21 protein-coding genes and 5 tRNA genes are annotated in these 23,401 nt (G+C 70.8%); 18 read left to right on the top strand and 8 right to left on the bottom strand.

The annotated features are described in order from the left end of the window. A complete protein-coding gene (locus ACZ5PB_RS35425) occupies positions 1 to 4,176 on the bottom strand; it encodes a sensor histidine kinase (protein WP_468696973.1) in 4,176 nt (1,391 codons plus the stop codon). A gap of 504 nt (positions 4,177 to 4,680) precedes the next feature. On the opposite strand from ACZ5PB_RS35425, the gene ACZ5PB_RS35420 reads away from it, so the two are divergent. The 9 genes from ACZ5PB_RS35420 to ACZ5PB_RS35380 all read left to right on the top strand — a co-directional run bounded on the left by ACZ5PB_RS35420 (position 4,681) and on the right by ACZ5PB_RS35380 (position 8,619). Continuing rightward, complete coding sequence (locus ACZ5PB_RS35420) at positions 4,681 to 4,896, top strand: hypothetical protein (RefSeq protein WP_468696971.1); 216 nt, start codon at positions 4,681 to 4,683, stop codon at positions 4,894 to 4,896. 109 nt (positions 4,897 to 5,005) lie between these two features. Further along, positions 5,006 to 5,791: a fumarylacetoacetate hydrolase family protein gene (locus ACZ5PB_RS35415; RefSeq protein ID WP_468696969.1), complete on the top strand. Its 786-nt coding sequence runs from the start codon at positions 5,006 to 5,008 to the stop codon at positions 5,789 to 5,791. Further along, positions 5,784 to 7,268, top strand: a complete 1,485-nt coding sequence (gene gltX / locus ACZ5PB_RS35410) for a glutamate--tRNA ligase (protein WP_468696966.1) — start codon at positions 5,784 to 5,786, stop codon at positions 7,266 to 7,268. Before ACZ5PB_RS35415 ends, gltX begins: the two co-directional genes overlap by 8 nt. A gap of 9 nt (positions 7,269 to 7,277) precedes the next feature. Then, complete coding sequence (locus tag ACZ5PB_RS35405; RefSeq protein ID WP_468696965.1) at positions 7,278 to 7,997, top strand: HAD family hydrolase; 720 nt, start codon at positions 7,278 to 7,280, stop codon at positions 7,995 to 7,997. Between the two features lie 90 nt (positions 7,998 to 8,087). Continuing rightward, positions 8,088 to 8,159, top strand: a tRNA-Gln gene (locus ACZ5PB_RS35400). 47 nt (positions 8,160 to 8,206) lie between these two features. Further along, positions 8,207 to 8,279: transfer RNA gene (locus ACZ5PB_RS35395), tRNA-Glu, on the top strand. 63 nt (positions 8,280 to 8,342) lie between these two features. After that, positions 8,343 to 8,415 (top strand) — tRNA-Glu (locus ACZ5PB_RS35390). A 36-nt stretch (positions 8,416 to 8,451) separates the two neighbouring features. Further along, positions 8,452 to 8,523: transfer RNA gene (locus ACZ5PB_RS35385), tRNA-Gln, on the top strand. Positions 8,524 to 8,546: 23 nt separating this feature from the next. Beyond that, positions 8,547 to 8,619, top strand: a tRNA-Glu gene (locus ACZ5PB_RS35380). Between the two features lie 170 nt (positions 8,620 to 8,789). Here the strand turns inward: ACZ5PB_RS35380 and ndgR are convergent. Then, positions 8,790 to 9,512: an IclR family transcriptional regulator NdgR gene (gene ndgR, locus ACZ5PB_RS35375; RefSeq protein ID WP_389245035.1), complete on the bottom strand. Its 723-nt coding sequence runs from the start codon at positions 9,510 to 9,512 to the stop codon at positions 8,790 to 8,792. A 173-nt stretch (positions 9,513 to 9,685) separates the two neighbouring features. Here ndgR and leuC point away from each other — a divergent pair, with 173 nt between their 5' ends. From leuC to ACZ5PB_RS35355, 4 genes are all read left to right on the top strand, one after another. Further along, positions 9,686 to 11,110: a 3-isopropylmalate dehydratase large subunit gene (leuC, locus tag ACZ5PB_RS35370; RefSeq protein ID WP_468696963.1), complete on the top strand. Its 1,425-nt coding sequence runs from the start codon at positions 9,686 to 9,688 to the stop codon at positions 11,108 to 11,110. 5 nt (positions 11,111 to 11,115) lie between these two features. Then, positions 11,116 to 11,709 carry a 3-isopropylmalate dehydratase small subunit gene (leuD, locus tag ACZ5PB_RS35365; RefSeq protein ID WP_468696961.1) on the top strand — a complete coding sequence of 198 codons (594 nt, stop codon included), beginning with the start codon at positions 11,116 to 11,118 and terminating at the stop codon, positions 11,707 to 11,709. Between the two features lie 246 nt (positions 11,710 to 11,955). Continuing rightward, positions 11,956 to 12,183 carry an SCO5555 family protein gene (locus tag ACZ5PB_RS35360; protein ID WP_468696959.1) on the top strand — a complete coding sequence of 76 codons (228 nt, stop codon included), beginning with the start codon at positions 11,956 to 11,958 and terminating at the stop codon, positions 12,181 to 12,183. Positions 12,184 to 12,338: 155 nt separating this feature from the next. Beyond that, positions 12,339 to 13,016 carry an HU family DNA-binding protein gene (locus ACZ5PB_RS35355; RefSeq protein WP_468696957.1) on the top strand — a complete coding sequence of 226 codons (678 nt, stop codon included), beginning with the start codon at positions 12,339 to 12,341 and terminating at the stop codon, positions 13,014 to 13,016. 176 nt (positions 13,017 to 13,192) lie between these two features. Here the strand turns inward: ACZ5PB_RS35355 and ACZ5PB_RS35350 are convergent, their stop codons facing one another. Both ACZ5PB_RS35350 and cofC read right to left on the bottom strand, forming a co-directional pair. After that, positions 13,193 to 13,396: a hypothetical protein gene (locus ACZ5PB_RS35350; protein ID WP_468696956.1), complete on the bottom strand. Its 204-nt coding sequence runs from the start codon at positions 13,394 to 13,396 to the stop codon at positions 13,193 to 13,195. Positions 13,397 to 13,438: 42 nt separating this feature from the next. Then, complete coding sequence (gene cofC, locus ACZ5PB_RS35345; protein ID WP_468697057.1) at positions 13,439 to 14,068, bottom strand: 2-phospho-L-lactate guanylyltransferase; 630 nt, start codon at positions 14,066 to 14,068, stop codon at positions 13,439 to 13,441. Positions 14,069 to 14,324: 256 nt separating this feature from the next. On the opposite strand from cofC, the gene ACZ5PB_RS35340 reads away from it, so the two are divergent. From ACZ5PB_RS35340 to ACZ5PB_RS35330, 3 genes are read left to right on the top strand one after another with little or no spacing between them, the layout of a single operon-like run. Then, the gene (locus ACZ5PB_RS35340; protein ID WP_468696955.1) at positions 14,325 to 15,233 is read left to right on the top strand and encodes a lysophospholipid acyltransferase family protein; all 909 of its coding nucleotides are present in this window, start codon (positions 14,325 to 14,327) and stop codon (positions 15,231 to 15,233) included. Continuing rightward, positions 15,230 to 16,228: an NAD(P)H-dependent glycerol-3-phosphate dehydrogenase gene (locus ACZ5PB_RS35335; RefSeq protein ID WP_468696953.1), complete on the top strand. Its 999-nt coding sequence runs from the start codon at positions 15,230 to 15,232 to the stop codon at positions 16,226 to 16,228. Before ACZ5PB_RS35340 ends, ACZ5PB_RS35335 begins: the two co-directional genes overlap by 4 nt. Positions 16,229 to 16,262: 34 nt before the next feature. Further along, positions 16,263 to 17,420 (top strand): D-alanine--D-alanine ligase family protein, encoded by a 1,158-nt coding sequence (locus ACZ5PB_RS35330; RefSeq protein ID WP_468696952.1) that lies wholly within the window; start codon positions 16,263 to 16,265, stop codon positions 17,418 to 17,420. A gap of 78 nt (positions 17,421 to 17,498) precedes the next feature. On the opposite strand, the gene ACZ5PB_RS35325 is transcribed toward ACZ5PB_RS35330, so the two are convergent. Next, positions 17,499 to 18,005 carry a DUF3515 domain-containing protein gene (locus ACZ5PB_RS35325; protein WP_468696951.1) on the bottom strand — a complete coding sequence of 169 codons (507 nt, stop codon included), beginning with the start codon at positions 18,003 to 18,005 and terminating at the stop codon, positions 17,499 to 17,501. A gap of 22 nt (positions 18,006 to 18,027) precedes the next feature. Continuing rightward, on the bottom strand, positions 18,028 to 18,261 hold the full coding sequence (locus ACZ5PB_RS35320) for an Lrp/AsnC ligand binding domain-containing protein (RefSeq protein WP_468696950.1): 234 nt from the start codon (positions 18,259 to 18,261) through the stop codon (positions 18,028 to 18,030). A 220-nt stretch (positions 18,262 to 18,481) separates the two neighbouring features. Here ACZ5PB_RS35320 and ACZ5PB_RS35315 point away from each other — a divergent pair, with 220 nt between their 5' ends. Next, a complete protein-coding gene (locus ACZ5PB_RS35315) occupies positions 18,482 to 19,447 on the top strand; it encodes a thiamine-phosphate kinase (RefSeq protein WP_468696948.1) in 966 nt (321 codons plus the stop codon). A 46-nt stretch (positions 19,448 to 19,493) separates the two neighbouring features. Then, a complete protein-coding gene (gene thiD / locus ACZ5PB_RS35310) occupies positions 19,494 to 20,333 on the top strand; it encodes a bifunctional hydroxymethylpyrimidine kinase/phosphomethylpyrimidine kinase (RefSeq protein WP_468696947.1) in 840 nt (279 codons plus the stop codon). 44 nt (positions 20,334 to 20,377) lie between these two features. On the opposite strand, the gene ACZ5PB_RS35305 is transcribed toward thiD, so the two are convergent. Beyond that, positions 20,378 to 21,619, bottom strand: a complete 1,242-nt coding sequence (locus ACZ5PB_RS35305; RefSeq protein WP_468696946.1) for an FAD-dependent monooxygenase — start codon at positions 21,617 to 21,619, stop codon at positions 20,378 to 20,380. Between the two features lie 72 nt (positions 21,620 to 21,691). Then, entirely contained in the window at positions 21,692 to 23,329 is a 1,638-nt protein-coding gene (locus ACZ5PB_RS35300; RefSeq protein WP_468696944.1) for a DAK2 domain-containing protein, read from the bottom strand. Positions 23,330 to 23,401: the final 72 nt, after the last annotated feature.

The raw sequence follows: 23,401 nt of genomic DNA, 5'->3' as shown, positions 1-23,401 counted from the left end.
CTAACGCTCCTGCTGGTGAGTGGGGTCAACGGTGCGGAACGTGCCAGTGTTGCCGTTGCTTCCGGCCTGGCGGCCCTGCTGAATACCCCGACGAAGATTGGTCAGCCGGCCGCGCACGTCATCGGGCGCACGGGAGACCTGCGGACCTGTCTGGTGGTTCTGTTCCTGCGCGGTGCCCGGGACCAGGTTGGCCTTCGGGACACGACGCGGAAGTCCTGAGGTGGTGATCCCGCCGGCAGCGGGCTTGCGGACCTTCTCGGCCTGCGAGGCGAGCTCGTCGTTCGGCGACGGCCGCCAGTTCACCTCGGCGTCCCGCTCGGGAGCGGGGGACGAGGGCTGCTGCGGTACGGAGGGCGCGGCCTGCGCCTGCGCACGGCCCTGCGGCGCCTGGGCCGGAGCCTGGCTTCCCGGCTGCTCGCCGTGGAACCAGTTCGACTCCAGCGTGTCGAAGAGCGGCGTACGGCCGTCCCCGGGACCGGCGGCCGGCGGCAGCGAGTTGGAGTGCTGCTGCGGCTGCTGCTGCGGCTGGCGGTCCTGCTGGGGGTTCTGGTGCTGCGGCTGGGGCTGCTGCGGGGCGGACCTGACGGGACGCTGCGGCATGCCCTGCGGGGCCTGCTGCGGCGAGGGCTGCGAGGGCAGGCTCGCGACGGGACGCGGCGGGGCGAAGTCGGCGGGACCGCGCCCGCCACCCTGCTGACCCTGGCCCTGGCCGCTCTGAGGCCCGCGCTGACGCGGGGCGTCGGGCGACTGCGGCAGCCCGGTGGGCGGCGCCGGAGTGGCACCGGCCGGACGCTCGTACTGACCCGTCTCGTACTGACCGGCCTCGTACTGGCCCGTCTCGTACTGACCCGTCCGGCCCGTCTCGTACTGCCCGCTCTGCTGACCGGCCGGGAACTGGCCCGTCCGGTGCTGATCGGTGTCGTACGGGTCGGCCTGGTGCTGGCCGGTGTGGTACGGGTCCACCTGGTGCTGACCCGTCTGGTACGGGTCGACCCGGTGCTGGCCGGTGTCGTACGGGTCCACCTGGTGCTGCCCGGTGGTGCTGTTGCCCTGCGGCTCCCGTATGTCGGGACGCTCGAACTGCCCCGTGGTGGCCGGGTTCTGGAAGGCACGCGTGTCGGCCTGCGGGAACTGGCCCGTGGCCGCGGGGTCCTGGAAGCCACCGCGCGCCTGCGGGTTCTGCGCCTGCGGGAACTGGCCGGTCGCCGCCGGGTCCTGGCGTACGTCGGCACGCTCGAACTGGCCGGTGGCGGACGGGTTCTGCCGTACGTCGGGACGCTCGAACTGCCCCGTCGTCGAACCGGCGCCGGGCGGCGGCCCGTTGAAGTCCGGACGGTCGAACTCGGCCGTGGAGCCGGGACCCTGACGGTCCTCCGCCTCCTCGTGGCCGCGCGGCACGTCCGGGTTCTGGTTCTGGTTCGGGCGGGCGCCCCAGCTCGGCCCCTGCGGCTCGGGCCGCTGCGGGGCCGCCGGGTTGCCGCCGGGCAGCTCCGCACGCGGACCGCCGGCCCTCGGGAGCGAGGCGGGCGCGTTGCCCTGCGGAGCGTTGCCCTGGGCCGCGTGGCTCTGCTGTACGTCCTCACGGCCGCCCCGGCCACCGCCGAAGGCACCGGCGAGACCGCCGCGCTTGGCGGGAGCGGGAGCCGCGTTGCCGAGACCGGCACCGGGGGTGCGGCCGGGCAGCGCGGCCCGCGGACCGGAACCCGCGCCGACCTCACGGCGCGGCCCGTCGCCGCCGCCGAGCAGACCGGGACCGCCCTGCGGCGCACCCGGACGGCTGCCGGGGCCACCGCCCGCACCGGGACCGGCGGGCAGACCCGGACGGCCGCCGGGGCCCGCGGGCATCTGCGGCGCACCGCCCTGGGCGCCGGGACCACCGGGCTTGCCGGGGAGCTTCTTGCCGCCCTGCGCGACGTCGACCGGGAGCATGACCAGCGCGGTCGTACCACCGGAGTCGGACGGGCGGAGCTGGATGCGGATGCCGTGTCGCAGGGACAGCCGGCCGACCACGAACAGACCCATGCGGCGGGAGACGGAGACGTCCACGGTCGGGGGAGCGGCGAGCCGCTCGTTGATCGCGGACAGGTCCTCGGGGGACAGGCCGATACCGGTGTCGTGGATCTCGACGAGCACCCGGCCGTCGGGCAGCGCGTGACCGGTGACGCGCACCTTGGTCTGCGGCGAGGAGAACGAGGTGGCGTTTTCGAGCAGCTCTGCGAGGAGGTGCACGAGGTCGTTGACCACGCGGCCCGCGACCTCGGTCGAGGGCACCGAGGACAGTTCGATGCGCTCGTACTGCTCCACCTCGGAGGCGGCGGCACGGAGCACGTCGACCAGCGGCACGGGGCGGGTCCAGCGGCGGCCCGGCTCCTCACCGGCGAGGACGAGGAGGTTCTCGCCGTTCCGGCGCATACGGGTCGCGAGGTGGTCGAGCTTGAAGAGCGAGGACAGCTGGTCCGGGTCGGCCTCGCGCGCCTCCAGCTCGGAGATGAGCGAGAGCTGACGCTGGATGAGGCCCTGGGAACGGCGCGAGAGGTTGGTGAACATCGCGTTGACGTTGCCTCGCAGCAACGCCTGCTCGGCGGCGAGCCGCACCGCCTCGCGGTGCACGTCGTCGAACGCGGAGGCCACGCGGCCGATCTCGTCCCGGCTGTGTACACCGACCGACTCCACGGACGTGTCGACGTCCTGCGGGTCGGACTCGGAGAGCTGCTTGACGAGCTCGGGCAGCCGGTCCTGGGCGACCCGGGTCGCGGTGTCCTGGAGGCGGCGCAGCGAGCGGATCATCGAGCGGGCCACCACGAAGGCGCCGACCAGCGAGACGCCGAGCACCAGGAGGATGACCGCACCGGAGATGATCGTCGAGCGCTCGGAGTCGCTCTTCAGCTCGCGGGCCTTCTGGTCCATCTCGCTGAGCAGCGTCGCCTCGATGCGCTTCATCGCCTCGATCTCGATGCCCGCCTGGTCCGTCCAGTCCTTGTGGGACCGTACGGAAACCTGGCTGACGCCCTTCTCGCTGCCCAGGAGCTTCGCCGCGTAGTCCTCGGCGCGCTGCGAGTCGGGGGAGCCCTTCTGCAGGATGTCGAGGAGCTCGTTGGCGCGCGGCGAGCCGTAGATGCGCGAGAAGGTGCCCAGGGCGTTCTTCTCGTTGTCCATCGCGGTCTTGCCGAAGAGCCGGTCGTTCTCGTAGAGCCGGATCCGCGCGCCCGCGCCGTCGGGGGAGTCCGGCAGCGAGGCGGCGATGACGGCACGCTGGATCGACGCGTACTCCTTGGCGGAGGAGAACGCCGCCAGGGCGCTGGTGCGCTGGATCATCTCCGGGCTCGAGGTGGCCTGGGCCATGTCCTGGGAGAGGTTCAGCAGCGAGGTGATCAGGGCGTTGTAGGCGCTGATGGTCTGCGAGTTACCGGCGTCGGTCTTGTTCTGGAAGGCGCCGGCGCGCAGGTTCGGCAGTCCCTTCAGCGCGACCGTGATGTCGATCAGGCTGCCCCGGATGTTCTTCAGGGCCGGGTCGTCCTCGTCACCGGCGTTGACGCCCGCGGTCTCGCGGATGAACGCCGACTGCACGCGGTCGGTCTGGTCGGTCTCGCCCTTGACGGACGGTGCCGAGCGGGGCGTGCCGTTGGCGAGCGGACCGGCCGTCTCGTCGCGCTCGTTCTGCAGCGCGGCGGCGAGCTCGGTCGCCTGCCGGGTCAGGTTGGTCAGCAGCTGCATGTGCTCCAGCTGCTGCATGTCGCTGAGGGACTCGTTGATACGCAGTCCGCCGAGCGCGGTCGCCGCGACCACGGGAAGGGCCAGCAGCGAGACGAGACGGGTGCTGATGCTCCAGTTGCGCAGGGATATTCGGGTGCCGGCGCTGATGGGCTTGGGCGTCTTGGACGCCTTGGCCGGGGAGTCACCGGCGGCAGCCGGACCCTGCGGGCCACCGGCGTTGCCGCCGCCCGCGCCGAAGGCACCGCCGCCGCCGAACGCACCGGCGGCGCCCCCCGCACCGCCGGAGGGACCGGGCCGGCCGGCTCCACCGGCCTGCGCGGGTCCCTGGTTCTGGGCGTGCGGGGGCTGGGGCGATGAGCCGCGGTCGGTCCCACCGCGCGGCTCCTGCTCGCCCGCGGCTTCCCCTCGGCCCTGATGGGCCTGGGGAGACCCCTTGCCGTCCCTCTTGAAACGTCCCTGCACTAGCGTCGCAACCTCTGGACCAGGCGTTCCACCGCAGAGCGGGGGAACGGTGTCGAGTCTTGGGGTACCGGATCATCCCCATGGGGTGGTCGTGAGTGACCGCGGTCCGGGGAATTCCAGCACAGTGCCGGATCTCCAACAAGGCCCGTGGGACTCGGCCCACCGGGAGTGACGCTTTGTGTCGAGGGTGTCACCAGTCGTAGAATCCTTTCCTGTACGAAATGGACAATTGCTTACGAGTCGCTTACGCGTGGGGGGTGCCCCAGTCGAGGCGATCAGGAGCGGAATGACTCCTTCAGGCATGCAATGTCCGTTTCTGACCACAAGATCATCAGTCCGTATTGCGGCTTTTGCCCAACAACTCGTGAGCAAACTCACACGAAGATCCCTGCACATTCCCGGCTTTGGCCGGGAAGCGGATGTTTAGCCTGACGCTTTACAGGGATTGCGAATCCGACCACCGGCGCCCGTCCGGCGCCCCCACGACAAGGCGCGAGCACTCACATGCAGACCACAAAGACGGCGAAGAAGACGGCCCCGGCGATCCGCAACCTGGCCAACCCGCAGCGCACCACGCTCGCCCACCTGGACAAGCAGACCGGCACCCCCAAGCCGGCCGCCCTCCCGGAGTACGCGCAGGAGCTGCCCACCGTCACCGCCAACACCCGCCGCACCATCCTGATGGTCGCCCCGGAGCAGGCCGAGGCCGTCGCCGCGTAACGCCGCCCCGGCAACAAACGCCGAGCGGCCGCACCCCCCACCCGCGTTAGCCTGGAGCGTCAGACTTCCACCAGCTTCAGTCCAGCTCAGTAAGGGGCGCAGGCATCCCGTGCGCATCGCCAGATTCTCCATCGACGGCAATGTCGCCTTCGGCGCGGTCGAGGGCGAAGGAACCGTCGACTCCGGTGACCTCGTCCTCGACATCATCAAGGGCATTCCGTACGCCGACTTCGAACTCTCCGGCGTCAAGGTCCCGCTGAACAAGGTGCGGCTCCTGCCGCCCGTGCTCCCCAGCAAGATCGTGGCCATCGGCCGCAACTACGCGGAGCACGCGGCGGAGCTCGGCAACGAGGTCCCGGAGGTACCGGTCGCCTTCTTCAAGCCGTCCACCTCCGTGATCGGCCCCGGCGACTCGATCGCGTACCCCTCCTTCTCCTCCGAACTGCACCACGAGGCGGAACTCGCCGTGGTCATCGGCCGCATGTGCCGCGAGGTTCCCGTCGACCGCGTCAAGGACGTGGTCTTCGGCTACACCTGCGCCAACGACGTCACCGCCCGCGACGTCCAGCAGCGCGAGAAGCAGTGGGCCAGGGCCAAGGGCTTCGACACCTCGTGCCCGCTCGGCCCCTGGGTCGAGACCGAGCTGGACCCCGCCGACCTCACCATCCAGTGCACGGTCAACGGCGAACAGCGCCAGCTCGGCCGCACCAGCGACATGGTCCGGGCCATCCCCGAACTGGTCGCGCACATCTCCGAAGCGATGACCCTGCTCCCCGGCGACGTCATCCTCACCGGCACCCCCGCCGGTGTCGGACCCCTGAACGTCGGCGACGAGGTCGCCGTCACCATCGAAGGCATCGGCACTCTCACCAACAAGGTGATCAAGCGTGGCTAACACCCCGTCCTCCCCCGTCCGCGTCCGCTTCTGCCCCTCCCCGACGGGCAACCCGCACGTGGGCCTGGTCCGTACCGCCCTGTTCAACTGGGCCTACGCCCGGCACACCGGCGGCACCATGGTCTTCCGCATCGAGGACACCGACGCCGCGCGGGACTCCGAGGAGTCGTACCACCAGCTCCTCGACTCCCTGCGCTGGCTCGGCCTCGACTGGGACGAGGGCCCCGAGGTCGGCGGCCCGCACGCCCCGTACCGCCAGTCGCAGCGGATGGACATCTACGCGGACGTCGCCGAGAAGCTCCTCGCCGCCGGCCACGCCTACCACTGCTACTGCTCCACCGAGGAGCTGGACGCCCGCCGCGACGCCGCCCGCGCCGCCGGCAAGCCGTCGGGCTACGACGGCCACTGCCGCGACCTCACCGCCGAGCAGAAGGCCGCGTACGAGGCCGAGGGCCGTCCCGCGATCGTCCGCTTCCGGATGCCCGACGAGGCGATCACCTTCACGGACCTGGTCCGCGGCGAGATCACCGTCCAGCCCGAGAACGTCCCGGACTACGGCATCGTCCGCGCCAACGGCGCGCCGCTGTACACCCTGGTCAACCCGGTCGACGACGCCATGATGGAGATCACCCACGTCCTGCGCGGCGAGGACCTGCTGTCCTCCACCCCCCGCCAGATCGCCCTCTACAAGGCGCTGATCTCGCTGGGCCTCGCCAAGGAGATCCCCGCCTTCGGCCATCTCCCGTACGTCATGGGCGAGGGCAACAAGAAGCTCTCCAAGCGCGACCCGCAGGCGTCCCTCAACATCTACCGGGAGCGCGGCTTCCTCCCCGAGGGCCTCCTCAACTACCTCTCCCTGCTCGGCTGGTCCTTCTCCGCCGACCAGGACATCTTCACGGTCCCCGAGCTGATCGAGAAGTTCGACGTCGCCGACGTCAACGCCAACCCGGCCCGCTTCGACCTCAAGAAGGCCGAGTCGATCAACGCGGACCACATCCGCCTCCTCGACCCCAAGGCCTTCGCGGACGCCTGCAAGCCCTGGCTGACGGCCCCGCACGCCAACTGGGCCCCCGAGGACTTCGACGAGGCAGCCTGGGACGCCATCGCCCCGCACGCCCAGACGCGCGTGACCGTCCTCTCCGACATCACCGCCAACGTCGACTTCCTCTTCCTCCCCGAGCCGGTCGAGGACGAGGCCTCCTGGACCAAGGCCATGAAGGGCGACCCCGCCGCCCTCCTCACCACGGCCCGCGCCAACCTCGAAGCGGCCGACTGGTCCAGCCCCGAGTCCCTCAAGGACGCCGTCCTGAAGGCCGGCGAGACCCACGGCCTCAAGCTCGGCAAGGCCCAGGCCCCGGTCCGCGTCGCCGTCACCGGACGCACGGTCGGCCTGCCCCTCTTCGAGTCCCTCGAAATCCTGGGCAAGGACAAGACCCTGACCCGCATCGACGCGGCCCTGGCGAAGCTGGCTGCGTAACCTGGGCCCATGCCGATACGCGCGGTCCTCTGGGACATCGACGACACCCTCTTCGACTACACCAGCGCCGACCGCACCGGCATGCGCCGTCATTTCGAGGCCGAGGGCCTGCCCGACGGGTACGACACCGTCGGGCAGGCCCTCGGCCGTTGGCAGGAGCTGACCGCCCTGCACTGGGGACGGTTCGCGGCGGGGGAGTCCACCTTCGAGCAGCAGCGCCGCGACCGCATCCGCGACTTCCTCGGCGCGGACCTGGCCGACCGGACCGCGGACGAGTGGTTCGCCCGCCACGTCAGCCACTACGAGGCCGCCTGGGAGCTCTTCCCCGACGCCGTGCCCGTCCTGGACGCGCTGGCCGGCCACTACCGGCACGCGGTGCTCTCGAACTCCAGCATCCACAACCAGGACCGCAAGCTGCGCGTCCTGGGCGTCCGCGACCGCTTCGAGGTCGTGCTGTGCGCCGCCGAGCTGGGCGTCTCCAAGCCCGCCCCGGAGGCCTTCCACGCCGCCTGTGACGCCCTGGGGCTGCCGCCCGCCGACGTGGCGTACATCGGCGACCAACCGGACATCGACGCACGTGGGGCGGTGGACGCCGGGCTCACCGGCATCTGGCTGGACCGCTCGGGGGCGGGCGGGCGGCCCGAGCTGGTCAGCGTCACGGGACTGGATCAGCTGCCCGAGCTGCTGCGCGGCAATACCCGTTTTGGAGCCCCGGACACCTTCGGGTAATGTTCTTTCTGCGCCGCCCGAGAGGGCCGAAAGGTCCGGCCGGGAAGCGCAAGCCGAACAGAAACCCCCGACGAGGGGGTTGAGTTTTGGTGGGCTATGGTGTAATTGGCAACACTACGGTTTCTGGTACCGTCATTCTAGGTTCGAGTCCTGGTAGCCCAGCTTGCGAGAGCTGTTGAAGTTCATAGATCAGATGCAGCTCAGCTAGGGCCCCCGTTGTGTAGCGGCCTAGCACGCCGCCCTCTCAAGGCGGTAGCGCCGGTTCGAATCCGGTCGGGGGTACAGATCCTTTCTTTCCGACACCTTCAGGTCGCTCCTGGATGTATCGACGCGAGGATCGCTAGGGCCCCCGTTGTGTAGCGGCCTAGCACGCCGCCCTCTCAAGGCGGTAGCGCCGGTTCGAATCCGGTCGGGGGTACTGGTAGGACCCAATTGAAAATGGTCTCAACCACCATGGGCTATGGTGTAATTGGCAACACTACGGTTTCTGGTACCGTCATTCTAGGTTCGAGTCCTGGTAGCCCAGCGCAGTAAAACTGCAAGTAATAGGCCCCCGTTGTGTAGCGGCCTAGCACGCCGCCCTCTCAAGGCGGTAGCGCCGGTTCGAATCCGGTCGGGGGTACATGGAGAGAAAGCCCTCCGCGTCCATGACGCGGAGGGCTTTCTCGTGTGTCCGTACGTCCGTCTGCGGTACGCCAGTTGTGCAACCGGGGCCCCGAACTCCCGCGTGCGTGGCGGGGGTTCGGGGCCCCGGGGTGAAGTGTCGTACCGGAGAAGGGCGTTGACGGAGTGTCAGCTGCCGCCCGAGCGGCGCAGCGACTCCGAGAGGCGGGCGGCCGCGTCGATGACCGCCTGGGCGTGCATCCGGCCCGGGTGGCGGGTCAGCCGCTCGATCGGTCCGGAGACCGAGACGGCGGCGACCACGCGGTTGGACGGGCCGCGCACCGGGGCGGAGACCGAGGCCACGCCCGGCTCGCGCTCGCCGATCGACTGGGCCCAGCCACGGCGGCGCACCCCGGAGAGGGCCGTGGCGGTGAAGCGGGCGCCCTGGAGGCCGCGGTGCAGGCGCTCCGGCTCCTCCCAGGCCATCAGGATCTGGGCGGACGAACCGGCCTTCATGGTGAGCGTGGAGCCCACCGGGACGGTGTCCCGCAGTCCGGACAGCCGCTCCGCGGCGGCGACGCAGATGCGCATGTCGCCCTGGCGGCGGTAGAGCTGGGCGCTCTCGCCCGTCACGTCGCGCAGATGCGTGAGAACCGGTCCCGCCGTGGCCAGCAGGCGGTCCTCGCCGGCCGCCGCCGCCAGCTCGGAGAGCCGCGGGCCGAGGATGAACCGGCCCTGCATGTCCCTCGCCACCAGCCGGTGGTGTTCCAGTGCCACGGCGAGCCTGTGTGCCGTGGGTCGTGCGAGCCCGGTGGCCGCGACCAACCCCGCGAGGGTGGCCGGACCGGACTCCAGGGCGCTCAGCACGAGCGCCGCCTTGTCGAGAACGCCGACGCCGCTAGAGTTGTCCATGCGTCGATACTCGCGTCTCACTCTGTGAAACGCAAGTTCAATATTCCAACGAACTTGCAACGCTGTACCGGCGGCCGTACAACGGCCCGCGGTCACCGCCCCGTACGGGGGTCCGGGCGGGGTGAACCACATCTCTAGTTGAGCCGGCAAAGCCGCCGGCCGGAGGGAAAGCGATGGGTAGGACACTCGCGGAGAAGGTCTGGGACGACCATGTCGTCCGGCGTGCCGAAGGGGAGCCCGACCTGCTCTTCATCGACCTTCACCTGCTGCACGAGGTCACCAGCCCGCAGGCCTTCGACGGCCTGCGGAAGAACGGCCGCCGGGTACGCCGCCTCGACCTCACCATCGCGACCGAGGACCACAACACCCCGACCCTCGACATCGACAAGCCCATCGCCGACCCGGTCTCGCGCGTACAGCTGGAGACGCTGCGCAAGAACTGCGCCGACTTCGGGGTGCGGCTGCACCCGCTGGGCGACGTGGAACAGGGTGTTGTCCATGTGGTGGGACCGCAACTCGGACTGACTCAGCCCGGTACCACCGTGGTCTGCGGCGACTCGCACACCTCCACCCACGGTGCCTTCGGCGCGCTGGCCTTCGGCATCGGCACCTCGCAGGTCGAGCACGTACTGGCCACCCAGACCCTGCCGATGGCCCGCCCCAAGACCATGGCCATCACGGTCGAGGGCGAACTGCCCGACAACGTCACCGCCAAGGACCTGATCCTCGCCATCATCGCGAAGATCGGCACCGGCGGGGGACAGGGTTACGTCCTGGAGTACCGCGGCCCCGCCATCGAGAAGCTCTCGATGGAAGCCCGCATGACCATCTGCAACATGTCCATCGAGGCGGGCGCCCGCGCGGGCATGATCGCCCCGGACGCCACCACCTTCGACTACCTCAAGGGCCGCGACCACGCGCCGCAGGGCGCCGACTGGGACGCGGCGGTCGAGTACTGGCGGACGCTGAAGACGGACGACGACGCGGTCTTCGACGCGGAGGTCCTCATCGACGCCGCCTCGCTCGCCCCGTTCGTCACCTGGGGCACCAACCCGGGCCAGGGCGCACCGCTTTCCGCCAACGTCCCCGACCCTGCTTCGTACGAAGACGCTTCGGAGCGCCACGCCGCCGAAAAGGCCCTGGAATACATGGGGTTGACCGCCGGACAGGCGCTGCGGGACATCAAGGTGGACACCGTCTTCGTGGGTTCCTGCACCAATGGCCGCATCGAGGACCTGCGGGCCGCTGCCGCGATCGTCGAGGGCCGCTCGGTGGCCGACGGCGTGCGGATGCTGGTCGTTCCCGGCTCGGTACGGGTGGCGCTGCAGGCCATCGACGAGGGCCTGGACAAGGTGTTCACCGCCGCCGGCGCCGAATGGCGGCACGCGGGCTGCTCGATGTGCCTGGGCATGAACCCCGACCAGCTGGCCCCCGGTGAGCGCTCCGCGTCCACCTCCAACCGCAACTTCGAGGGCAGGCAGGGCAAGGGCGGCCGGACGCACCTCGTATCCCCGCAGGTCGCTGCCGCGACCGCGGTGCTGGGCCACCTGGCCGCGCCCGCCGACCTGTCCGACGCAACCGCCCTCGTGGAGGCCTGAGAACCATGGAAGCTTTCACCGCACACACCGGCCGGGCAGTCCCGCTGCGCCGCAGCAACGTCGACACCGACCAGATCATCCCCGCGCACTGGCTGAAGAAGGTCACCCGCGACGGCTTCGAGGACGGGCTCTTCGAGGCCTGGCGCAAGGACCCCGAGTTCGTGCTCAACAAGCCCGAGCGCGAGGGTGCCTCGGTGCTGGTCGCCGGACCCGACTTCGGCACCGGTTCGTCCCGCGAGCACGCCGTCTGGGCCCTGCAGAACTACGGTTTCAAGACAGTTGTCTCCTCGCGCTTCGCGGACATCTTCCGGGGCAATTCGCTCAAGAACGGCCTGCTCACGGTGGTTCTGCCGCAGGAGACCGTGGACGAGCTGTGGGCGCTGGTCGAGAAGGACCCGACCGCCGAAATCACCGTTGATCTCCAGGACCGGCAGGTGCGGGCCGAGGGCATCACCGCCGACTTCGAGTTGGACGAGAACGCCCGCTGGCGGCTGCTCAACGGCCTGGACGACATCAGCATCACGCTCCAGAACGAGGACGCCATCGCTACGTACGAATCAAGCCGCCCGGCCCACAAGCCGAGTACCCTCCCGGCCTGATCGTCGCTCCGGGGCTCTTTCCCCGTCGTTCCGTAGCCCGTTCGGCCTGAGATTCACGCCTCACTTTCGGCGCCCCCCGCCATTCGTGGCAGGGGGCGCCGAACTGTGTTCCGGGTCTCAACTGCGCTTGTGAGTGCGGGAGTTGGGAAGTGGGGTTGATGTGACTCATGGGGCTGATGGAGCCTGGAATTCCGCTAGTTGCCCCCGGCGGAGGCGACAACTCGCCCCAGATGGCACAATCGGTGCATGGAACGTGACAGCCAACTCGAGCTCTACGGGGCAGTCGCGGACCAACTGAAAGAAGCACACACACGGCTGCGTGCACTGCAAGTCCCGGAGGGCGTACGGATGGCGCTGTCCCGGAAGCTGCTGGTCATCACGGCTGCGGCGAAACACGATCTCGCCGATGCGGCTAGACGTCTCAACAGGTTGATGAAGGACCTCGACGAGGGCCGATTCCCTGAAGGCGACTAGGGCTTCGGAACTCCCGCAAGGACTCCCACAAGGCCTACTTCGTTGCGGCACTAGGGTGATTAGCCCGTTTCGTGTTTGATTTGCGGTATATATCTGCCTAACGTGCGAATAAGTCCGGACATTTCGTTCCGGGCAATGTCTCCGAAGGGGAAGACGTGAACAAGGCCCAGCTCGTAGAAGCGATTGCCGACAAGGTCGGTGGCCGTCAGCAGGCCGCTGACGCCGTGGACGCCGTTCTGGACGCGGTCGTCCGCGCCGTGGTCGCCGGCGACCGCGTCTCGGTCACCGGTTTCGGCTCGTTCGAGAAGGTCGACCGTCCGGCCCGTTACGCCCGCAACCCGCAGACGGGTGAGCGCGTTCGGGTCAAGAAGACCTCGGTGCCGCGCTTCCGTGCGGGTCAGGGCTTCAAGGACCTGGTCGCCGGCTCGAAGAAGCTCCCGAAGAACGACGTCGCCGTGAAGAAGGCGCCCAAGGGCAGCCTCTCGGGCGGTTCTTCCACCCGTACGACCGCCAAGGCCGCGGCCAAGAAGGCCACCGCCAAGAAGGCGACCGCCACCAAGAAGGCCACCGCCGCGAAGAAGACGACCGCGACGGCCGCCAAGAAGACCACGGCGACGGCGAAGAAGACCACGGCCAAGAAGGCCGCTCCGGCCAAGAAGGCCACCGCGACGGCGAAGAAGGCCGCACCGGCCAAGAAGGCCGCCACCACGGTCAAGAAGGCCGCGGCCAAGAAGACCGCTCCGGCGAAGAAGGCCACCGCGAAGAAGGCGCCCGCCAAGAAGACCACGGCGCGCAAGACCACCGCGAAGAAGACCACCGCGAAGAAGAAGTAGTTCTCGCGGTCGGGGTACTCACACGCCGGGCCGGGCTCCCTTCGGGGAGCCCGGCCCGCGGTGTGTGTGCCCTCTGGGGCTGAGTGGGTACCTGCGGGTGCGTCGTGGCTGGTCGCGCAGTTCCCCGCGCCCCTGAGACGCCCCTGAGGCGCCCCTGCGGGGCTCCCAGGGTCCGTTCAGAAGGTCTGGAGGGTGATCAGGGTGATCGTGGGTGTGGGGCCCTCTCCGGCCGTCTCGATGCGCACGCGCTGGCCCGGCCGGAGCAGCCGCAGCGCGCCCGCGTCGAAGGCCGGTGCGTCGAAGGGCACCGGGGTGCCGTCGTCGAGCAGCACACTGCCGGTGCGGGTCTCGGGGTCGTATGTGTACGCGGTCGCCTGCATGGCCGCAGCGTACCGAGTGCCGACCGGCTGCCGACTGCCGTCCTAAGCCTGCGCCTGGCGTACGAAAGCCGGGGACAGGGCTTCCGTGTGCGGGCCCACGCCCAGGGTGAACGCGGTGCGGAGGTCGTCGCCGGTATCCACGTCCTGGCGTACGGAATCGACCAATTCGAGCAGGAGTTCCTCGGCGCCCGAAATCATGTGCCGGATACGGGAGGGTCCCCCGAACGTGGGCCGCAATTCCACTTCTGGCGCAGCGGAAAGGAATGTAGTTCCGATTCCGGCCGCATCGGTCAGAAATGCGCGCGGGAATTCCGACGCACGGATGAGCACGCGGCGCAATTCCTCGGGGCGCAGGGCGGGCAGATCGGCGTTCAGCGCGGCGACCGCGGCGCCGGGGCGCACCGCCCGTACCGCACGCACTCCGTGCGCCAGCGCGGCGTTGAGACCGGCCGCCGGGGAATCGGGCACGATGCGCGCGCCCAACTCGGCCAGCGCGGCGCCCGCCGCGGCATCGTCCGTGACGACCACCACATCCCGGACCTCCGGGACGGCCAGCGCGGCAGCCACGGTGTCCTGCGCGAACGCCAGCGCGAGGCCCGGCCTGAGCGTGTCCCCGGCGGCGGGCGCGAGCCTGCTTTTCGCCCGTGCCAAGGGCTTCAAGGGGACGACCAGGGACCAGGAGAGGGTCCGGGGCGGGTTCGTGGCGGGCCTCCGTCCGGGCGGGCGAGCGTGATCTTCCCTACCGTGATCGGCAGCGGAACGGGGCCCATTGTCGCCCGAGGTGCCGGTAACCAGGAGGCCCGGCCCCGGGCCCGGGGCGTACGGTGTTCTCGACAGACGAGGGACCCGGGGCGAGACTTGTCCGCCTGACCGGGCGCACAGGTGCACACGGGGTGCAGTGGCCAGGGTCCTAGAGGAAGGTGTCCGAGTGTCCCGCCGCAGAATCGGCTTCTGGTACCGCCTGGCCGCGGTCATCGCCAAACCCCCGCTGCTGGTTCTGTTCAAGCGGGACTGGCGCGGAATGGAGCACGTTCCGGCGGACGGCGGATTCATCACCGCCGTGAACCACAACTCGTATGTGGATCCGCTGTCCTACGCGCACTGGCAGTACAACACCGGCCGGGTGCCGCGCTTCCTCGCCAAGGCGGGGCTCTTCAAGACCCCGTTCGTCGGCATGATGCTGCGCGGGACCGGCCAGATCCCGGTCTACCGCGAGACCACCGACGCGATGCGCGCCTTCCGCGCGGCCATCGACGCCATCGAGCGCGGCGAGTGCGTGGCCTTCTACCCGGAGGGCACCCTCACCCGCGACCCCGACATGTGGCCGATGGCCGGCAAGACCGGGGCCGCCCGGGTCGCGCTGGAGACCAAGGTGCCCGTCATCCCGGTGGCCCAGTGGGGCGCCAACCTGGCCATGCCGCCGTACGCCAAGGGCAAGAAGACGCACTTCTTCCCGCGCAAGACCCTCCAGGTGCAGGCCGGACCGCCGGTGGACCTGGAGCGGTTCTACGACAAGGAACCCACGCCGGACGTGCTGCGCGAGGCGACCGAGGCCATCATGGCCGCGATCACCGAACTCCTCGCGGAGGTACGGCAGGAGCCGGCGCCCGCCGAGGTCTACGACCACCGCAAGGCACGGGCCGAGCTGCGCCGCAAGGCGGCGGCGAAGCGGGCGGCGCAGAAGGACGACGCCGCGGCGAAGGACGCCGCGGCGAAGGACGCCGCGGCGAAGGACGACGCGGCGAAGGACGACGCGGCGAAGAGCGAAGCCGCCAAGAGCGAGGCCGCCAAGAGTGACTCGGCGGCGCAGGACCGGTCCGGGGAGGACGCGAAGTGACACGGGTCGCCGTCTTCGGCAACGGTTCCTGGGGAACCGCCTTCGGCATGGTGCTCGCCGACGCGGGCTGCGAGGTGTCCCTCTGGGGCCGCAACGCCTCCCGCGCCGACGTCATCAATGCCACGCGCACCAACCCCGAGTACCTGCCGGGGGTCGAACTCCCCGCAGGTCTCACCGCCACCGCCGACGCCGCCCGCGCGGCCGAGGGCGCGGACTTCGCCGTCCTGTGCATCCCCTCCCAGACGCTGCGCGAGAACCTCAGCGGCTGGAAGGACCTGCTGCCCGCCGACTCGGTCCTCGTCTCCCTGATGAAGGGCGTCGAACTGGGCACGGCCAAGCTCATGAGCGAGGTCATCGCCGAGGTCGCCAAGGTCCCCGAGGAGCGCGTCGCCGTGCTCAGCGGGCCCAACCTCTCCAAGGAGATCGCCGCCAGGCATCCCGCAGCCGCCGTCGTCGCCTGCCGCGACGAGGAGGCCGCCGTACGGTTCCAGGCGGCCTGCCACACCCCGTACTTCCGCCCGTACACCGCGACCGACGTGGTCGGCGTGGAGCTGGGCGGCGCGGTCAAGAACGTCATCGCGCTGGCCGTCGGCATCGTCAACGGCATGGGCATGGGCGACAACACCAAGGCGTCGCTGATCACCCGCGGCCTCGCCGAGACCACCCGCCTCGGCCTGGCGATGGGCGCCGACGCGCACACCTTCGCCGGTCTCGCGGGCATGGGCGACCTGGTCGCCACCTGCTCCTCGCCGCTGTCGCGCAACAACACCTTCGGCACCAACCTGGGGCGCGGCATGACCCTCCAGGAGGCCGTCGCCGCCACCAAGCAGACCGCGGAGGGCGTCAAGTCCTGCGAGTCCGTACTGGATCTCGCCCGGCGGCACGGCGTGGAGATGCCGATCACCGAAACGGTGGTGAGCATCGTCCACGAGGGCAAGCCGCCGCTCGTCGCGGTGAAGGAACTCATGTCGCGCAGCGCCAAGCCCGAGCGCTGATTCAGGCCCGTACAGCGGGTACCCTCAAGCCGATATGAGCAGCGAGAACCTCCCCCAGAGCCCTGACCAGGAGCCCCGCAAGCCGCGTGTGGCCGTCGTCTTCGGCGGTCGTAGCTCCGAACACGGCATTTCCATCGTCACGGCCGGGGCCATCATGCAGGCCATCGACCGCGAGAAGTACGACGTGCTGCCGATCGGCATCACCACCGACGGGCGTTGGGTGCTGACCGCCGACGCCCCCGAGCGGATGGCGATCGCCGACCGCAAGGTGCCCGACATGGAGCAGCTCGCGGAGTCGACGGCCGGCAGCGTGGTCCTGTCCGCCGACCCGGCCAACCGCGAGGTCGTCTACAGCGAGCCGGGCTCGGTGCCCAAGGCGCTCGGCGAGGTCGACGTCGTCTTCCCGATGCTGCACGGCCCCTACGGCGAGGACGGCACCCTCCAGGGCCTGCTGGAGCTCTCCGGCGTCCCGTACGTCGGCTCGGGCGTGCTCGCCTCGGCCGTCGGCCAGGACAAGGAGTACATGAAGCGGGTCTTCCTCTCCTTCGGCCTGCCGGTCGGCCCGTACGAGGTGATCCGCCCGCGCGACTGGGCGGCCGACCCGTCCGCCGCCCGCAAGCGGATCGTGGACTTCGCCGGTGAGCACGGCTGGCCGCTCTTCGTGAAGCCCGCCCGGGGCGGCTCCTCGATGGGCATCACCAAGGTCAACGACCTGTCGGGGCTCGACGACGCCATCGCCGAGGCACAGCGGCACGACCCCAAGGTGCTCGTCGAATCGCTGCTCACCGGGCGCGAGATCGAGTGCGGGGTGCTGGAGTTCGAGGACGGTCCGCGCGCGAGCGTGCCCGCCGAGATCCCGCCGGTCTCCGCGCACGACTTCTACGACTTCGAGGCCAAGTACATCGACTCGGCGGCCGGCATCGTCCCCGCGCCGCTGACCGAGGAGCAGACCGCCGAACTCCAGCGGCTCGCGGTCGCGGCGTTCGACGCGGCGTCCTGCGAGGGCCTGGTCCGGGCGGACTTCTTCCTCCAGGACAACGGCGAGTTCGTCATCAACGAGATCAACACGATGCCGGGCTTCACCCCGATCTCGATGTACCCGCGGATGTGGCAGGAGAGCGGCGTCGGCTACGCGGAGCTGGTCGACCGGCTGATCCAGGCGGCGCTGCGGCGGCCGACGGGGCTGCGCTAGCCGCTGCCGTAGCTGTCGTACGGGAGGGACGTGACCGGAGCGGGCCCCATGGGTCCGCTCCGGTCCGGCCACCGGGTCTCAGTCCGCGACGCCGGGCGGGATGGTCTTCTTGACCGGGTCCGCGAGGTCGGTCAACGGGCCGAGGTCGCCCCCGTACTCCTTGCCGAACACCACCTCGACGTACGCCAGCCGCAGTCCGGTGGTCACCCGGAAGCCGCCCTCGGGCAGCTTCTCCAGGAGCCAGCCCACGTCGTTGACGGTGACCCCCTCCTGCTCCGGGTCGAGCATCCTGGCGGGCTTGGGGATCCCGCAACGCAGTACGATCTCGGAGCCTCCCCACGCGGCGGTCAGCGGTGAGGCCGGCTCCGGGTCGGTGCGGTCCATCTCGGCCAGGCTGCCGGGGAGTTCCTTGTCCAGCTTCGCGCACAGGGCGGCGACGTCCGGGGACGGGGACGGAACCGTGATCGTCGCCGTCGCGTCACCAGAGGAACAGCCCGCGGCCGCCAACAGGACGAAGGCGGCAGCGGGCAGCACGACGGAACGTCGAAGACGATCAAAACCGCTCAGCGGGCGACAGAGAGACATCACCGGCCAAGCGTAGACGGGGCTACAGGTGGACGACCGGGCAGGTCAGAGTGCGGGTGATGCCGTCCACCTGCTGGATCTTGGCGACCACCATGCGGCCGAGTTCGTCCACCGTGTCCGCCTGTGCACGGACGATGACGTCATAGGGTCCGGTCACGTCCTCGGCCTGGATGACTCCCGCTATTTTGCCGATCAGGTCGGCGACGGTCGAAGCCTTGCCGACTTCGGTCTGGATGAGGATGTATGCCTGTACCACGGAACCTCCAAGGCGGCCACGAGGATCATGTGGGGTGGGGGAAAGAGACGCCACCGTACCGTGTCGTCGCGGGCGGTGGGGAGACCTGCGCGGCCCGTGACGCGGGGGCCGGTGCGCAGGAGAAGTCGTACGGCGAAGAGAAGTTGACGTACGTGTTGACGGTACCTACAGCAGTGTCGGCTCGCGACCGCAAGCGCACTGGGGCAGAAGGGGCACACATATGAAGGGCACCGTGGGCGAGCTGGGGGAGTTCGGCCTCATCGAGAAGCTGACCTCCCGGCTCACCTCCACCCCGGCCGTACGGCTCGGGCCCGGCGACGACGCGGCGGTCGTGTCCGCACCCGACCGGCGGGTCGTCGCCAGCACGGACATCCTGCTGGAGGGCCGCCACTTCCGGCGCGACTGGTCGACGGCGTACGACGTGGGCCGCAAGGCGGCGGCGCAGAACCTCGCCGACATCGCCGCCATGGGCGCCGTACCGACGGCCCTGCTGCTCGGTCTCGTCGTCCCCGCCGAGCTCCCGGCCACCTGGCCGATCGAGCTGATGGACGGGCTGCGCGACGAGTGCCAGGTGGCGGGCGCGGCGGTGGTCGGCGGTGACGTGGTGCGCGGCGAGACCATCACGGTCGCGATCACCGCGCTCGGCGACCTGCGCAACCACGACCCGGTGGTGCGCTCCGGCGCCCAGCCCGGCGACGTGGTCGCGGTCACCGGCTGGCTGGGCTGGTCGGCGGCCGGGCACGCGGTGCTCTCCCGGGGCTTCCGCTCGCCGCGCGCCTTCGTCGAGGCGCACCGCAGGCCGGAGCCGCCGTACCACGCGGGCCCCGCCGCGGCCGGGCTCGGTGCCACCGCGATGACCGACGTCAGCGACGGTCTGGTCGCGGACCTCGGGCACATCGCGGAGGCCAGCAAGGTCCGCATCGACCTGCGCTCGGGCCTCATCGACATCCCCACCCAGATGTCGGACATCGGGCAGGCGGTCGGCGTCGACCCGCTGCAGTGGGTACTGACCGGGGGAGAGGACCACGCGATCGTGGCGACCTTCCCGCCGGACGTGAAACTGCCCGCCCGCTGGAAGGTGATCGGCGAGGTGCTCAATCCGTCCGCGCTGCCGCAGGTCACCGTCGACGGGGCGCCCTGGACGAGCAAGGGCGGCTGGGACCACTTCGGCGACATCGAAGGCTGAATGCCCTTATGGAGGGTGCTGCCGCAGGCGCGGTACCTTCGCTGTCATGCGAATACCTCCTGCCTCCCCCGGTGTGCTTCCCTGCGTGCTCACCGTCGCCGGATCCGACTCCGGCGGCGGTGCGGGAATCCAGGCCGACCTGAAGACGATGCTGGCGCTGGGCGTGCACGGAATGAGCGTGCTCACCGCCGTCACCGCCCAGAACTCCCTCGGCGTGCAAGGGGTTTGGGACCTGCCGGTGGAGGCGGTCCGCGCCCAGTACCGCAGCGTGGTCGACGACATCGGCGTACAGGCGGTCAAGACCGGAATGCTGTCGTCGGCCGGGCTGGTCGAGGAGGTCGCCGACCTGCTGGCCGGCACCGACGCACCGGTGGTCGTGGACCCGGTGGGCGTCTCCAAGCACGGGGACCCGCTGCTCGCCGCCTCGGCGGTGGACTCCGTACGCAAGTGCCTGCTGCCGACCGCCACCGTGGCCACCCCGAACCTCGACGAGGTGGCCCAACTCACCGGCGTACGCGTGGAGTCGGAGGACGACATGCGGCGGGCGGCCGACGCGCTGCTGGCGTGCGGGACGCGCTGGGTGCTCATCAAGGGCGGCCATCTCCCGGGCGACGCCGTCGACTTGCTCACCGACGGCACCGACGCACACTGGCTGCGCGCCCCCCGGCACGACAACCGGCATACGCACGGCACCGGTTGCACCCTCGCCTCGGCCATCGCCTCCGGCCTCGCCAAGGGCCTCGACGTACCGCAGTCGGTGCACGCGGCGAAGGAGTACGTGACGGAGGCCATCGCGGCGGGCTTCGCCCTGGGCGCGGGCATCGGCCCCGTCGACCACGGGTGGCGGCTGCGGGAACCGGCCCGGGCCGGGGACCAGCGGGGATAGCTCGGCGGGGATGGCTGCGCGCGGGGTAGCTCGGCGGGGATGGCTCAGCGCGGATAGCTCTTCAGCTCGATGGCGGTGGCGGCCTTCTCGGTCAGCCGCTTGAAGAAGCCGCCGAGCAGCCGCGAGGAGAGGATCCGGTAGGTGCGGTCCCGCTGCCGGATCTTCCGCTCGGACGCGGGGGCCAGGAACGGGCCCGCGTTGCCCGCGATCTTCTGGCACCCCTTCGCGAAGTCCCGGAACCCGGCCTCGTACGCGGCGAAGGCGGTGCGGTGGTCGCCGCCCGCCGCCGCGAGTTCGCCCGCCAGGACGTACGCGGCGACGATCGCGGCTCCGGTGCCCATGCCGCCCATCGTCGCCCCGTAACCCGCGTCGCCGATCAGTACGACGCGGCCGGTGGAGAGCCGGTCGACGTGGATCTGGGCGATGGCGTCGAAGTAGAGCTCGTCGACGGATTCGAGCGCGGCGAGCGCTTCCAGCACCTTCGGGGCCTCCCAGCCCATGCCGGTGAACCGCTCGGTGAGGATCTTCTGCTGCTGGGCGAGGTCGCGCCGGTCGAAGTCCAGCCGCTCGGCCGAGGAGAACACGAGGGAGGCCCCGGCGTGGGACGGGACGCCGTCGGCGTTGCCGATGCTCACCATCCGGCCGGGATCGCTGTGCAGGCGTGCGGTGCGGTCGAGGCCCAGGTGGTTGGGGACGTCGAAGGCGGCGACGTAGTAGCCCAGGAAGCGCAGGTAGCGGGACTCGTCGCCGAAGGCCAGGGCGCGGGTGCGGGAGTGCAGGCCGTCGGCGCCGGCGACGAGGTCGAAGGTGCGGGGGGCCGCCCGCTCGAAAGTGACGTCGATGCCGGTCGGTGTCTCGTCCAGGGCGGTGATCGAGTCGCCGAAGACGTACTCGACGTTGGCGAGGTCCTTGGTGCGCCCGTACATGATCCGGGCGAGATCACCGCGCGCGATCTCGACGTCGCCGCTCATCAGGGCGGCGGGCAGATCGAGGCGGCGGCGGCCGTCGGCGCCGACGACGGTCTGCACCCCCATGCGCGTCTGGTGGGCGTGCACCTCGTCCCAGATCCCCATGTCCTGGAGGACCTCGCGGTGCACGTGCCCCCGGAAGTCGACGGCGAAGCCACCGGGCCTGAGGGCGGGCGCCTTCTCGACGACGGTGATCCGCGCACCGTACCGGGCGAGCTGGAGGGCGAGGGCGGGTCCGGCGATGCTGGCGCCGGAGATCAGGACGCGGAGGTGGGAGAGGGGGCCGGACGCCGCGGTGCTGCTCTGTGGGTTCGTCATGCGGTGCAGCGTGCGGGGAGCGGCTTACCGGGCGCTGACCGAGGGCTGACCGGCCCCTGCCGTGGGCGTCGGCTACTCGATCCCGATCAGCAGCGGTGCCGACTGACGGCCGCCCCGGTAGGTCACCGTGTCCACCGCCAGGTGCCGGCCCCGTACATGGGCTTCGAGCGTCTCCGCGAGACCGTCCGGGACCTCGTCGCCCAGGACCAGCGTGACCAGCTCGCCGCCCGCCGCCAGCATCCGGTCGAGGACCGTCCGCGCCGTCTCCGCGACGTCCGTGCCGATGACGGCGACGTCGCCGTCGATCAGCCCGAGGACGTCGCCCGCCTGGCAGACCCCCACCGTCGTCCACGACTGCCGCTCGGCGACGGCCAGTTCGGCGTACCGGGTGGCGCCCGCCGCCGACGTCATCGCGACCACGTCCTCGTCGAAGCGCCGGTCCGGCTCGTGCACCGCGAGGGCCGCGATGCCCTGGACCGCCGCCCGGGTCGGGATCAGGGCCACCCGCACGCCCTCGGTACGCACCTGCTGGGCGGCGGCAGCGGCCGTGTGCCGCAGGTCCGCGTCGTTGGGCAGCAGCACCACCTCGCGCGCGTGCGCCCGCCGGATCGCGTCCACCAGCTCCCCGCTGGCCGGCGGCTCCCCGGGCCTGGCCAGCACGGTGGTCGCACCCGCCTCCGTGCACAGGGCGAGCAGCCCCTCGCCCGGGACCACCGCCACCACGGCCCGCTGCGCCCGCTCGCGCGGCGGTGCCACGCGGTCCGCGCCGAAGTGCGTGATGCGGATGCGGTACGGGCGGCCCGCCTCGACCCCCGCCTCCACGGCGGCACCCGCGTCGTCGACGTGGACGTGCACGTTCCACAGGCCGTCGCCGCCGACCACGACGAGGGAGTCGCCGAGCCCGTCGAGCCGGGTGCGCAGCCGGTCCACGGCCGCGTCGTCCGCCTCCAGGAGGTAGATCACCTCGAAGGCCGGACCGCCCTCGTCCGCGTGGTCGGCCGAGCAGTCGTCGACCAGGATGCCGTGCGGCGCGTGGGCCCGTACCGCCACCGCCTCGCCGGTCAGGGCCTCCACCAGCGCGCCCAGCACCGTCACCAGGCCCCGGCCGCCCGCATCGACGACCCCGGCCCTGCCCAGTACGTCCAACTGCCCGGTGGTCTCGGTGAGAGCGCGGCGGGCGCCCTCGTAGGCGGCCTGCGCCACGGCGGCTGCCGTCTTCCCGGCACCCGCGGCGGAGGCCGCCCCGGCCGCCGCCGTCGCCACCGTCAGGACCGTGCCCTCGACGGGATGGGCGACCGCCCGGTACGCGGAGGCCGCGGCCCGCTCCAGGGCCCGCCGCAGGTCCTCGCCGTCCGCGCTCTCGCGCTGCGACAGCTCCTGGGACATCCCCCGCAGCAACTGGGAGAGGATCGTCCCCGAATTGCCCCGGGCCCCTATCAGCGCCCCGTGCGCCATCGCCCGTACGGCATCGGACAGCAGGGGAACGGAGGGAGCGGGTCCGGTGACCGTCCCGTGGGCCGCGAAGACCGCTTCGAGGGCCTGGGCGGCGGACTCCACGGTGAGGAAGAGATTGGTTCCGGTGTCCCCGTCCGCGACCGGATAGACATTGATCGCGTCGATCTCCTCGCGCTCCGCGCCCAGCGCCTCCAGGGCCAGCGAGCACCAGGTGCGTACCGCGACGGCATCGAGATCGTCGGGGGACTGCGGCACCTGGGCCTCCTCCTTGAGCAGCGGGAACGGTTCGCAGACTAGCCCTCGGAGGGTGGCCGACGGGAGACGGGG

The organism is Streptomyces sp. NPDC032721 (assembly GCF_055579625.1).
This window is presented reverse-complemented; position numbering and strand designations above follow the sequence as displayed.

Excerpts from the sequence above, each read along its gene's own strand:
- ACZ5PB_RS35330 (WP_468696952.1), top strand. The coding sequence starts at position 16,263 with ATGAGCAGCGAGAACCTCCCCCAGAGCCCTGACCAGGAGCCCCGCAAG.
- ndgR (WP_389245035.1), bottom strand. The coding sequence starts at position 9,512 with ATGGACAACTCTAGCGGCGTCGGCGTTCTCGACAAGGCGGCGCTCGTG.
- ACZ5PB_RS35315 (WP_468696948.1), top strand. The coding sequence starts at position 18,482 with ATGAAGGGCACCGTGGGCGAGCTGGGGGAGTTCGGCCTCATCGAGAAG.
- ACZ5PB_RS35305 (WP_468696946.1), bottom strand. The coding sequence starts at position 21,619 with ATGACGAACCCACAGAGCAGCACCGCGGCGTCCGGCCCCCTCTCCCAC.
- thiD (WP_468696947.1), top strand. The coding sequence starts at position 19,494 with ATGCGAATACCTCCTGCCTCCCCCGGTGTGCTTCCCTGCGTGCTCACC.
- leuC (WP_468696963.1), top strand. The coding sequence starts at position 9,686 with ATGGGTAGGACACTCGCGGAGAAGGTCTGGGACGACCATGTCGTCCGG.
- ACZ5PB_RS35420 (WP_468696971.1), top strand. The coding sequence starts at position 4,681 with ATGCAGACCACAAAGACGGCGAAGAAGACGGCCCCGGCGATCCGCAAC.
- ACZ5PB_RS35325 (WP_468696951.1), bottom strand. The coding sequence starts at position 18,005 with ATGTCTCTCTGTCGCCCGCTGAGCGGTTTTGATCGTCTTCGACGTTCC.
- ACZ5PB_RS35350 (WP_468696956.1), bottom strand. The coding sequence starts at position 13,396 with ATGCAGGCGACCGCGTACACATACGACCCCGAGACCCGCACCGGCAGT.
- leuD (WP_468696961.1), top strand. The coding sequence starts at position 11,116 with ATGGAAGCTTTCACCGCACACACCGGCCGGGCAGTCCCGCTGCGCCGC.
- ACZ5PB_RS35360 (WP_468696959.1), top strand. The coding sequence starts at position 11,956 with ATGGAACGTGACAGCCAACTCGAGCTCTACGGGGCAGTCGCGGACCAA.
- ACZ5PB_RS35405 (WP_468696965.1), top strand. The coding sequence starts at position 7,278 with ATGCCGATACGCGCGGTCCTCTGGGACATCGACGACACCCTCTTCGAC.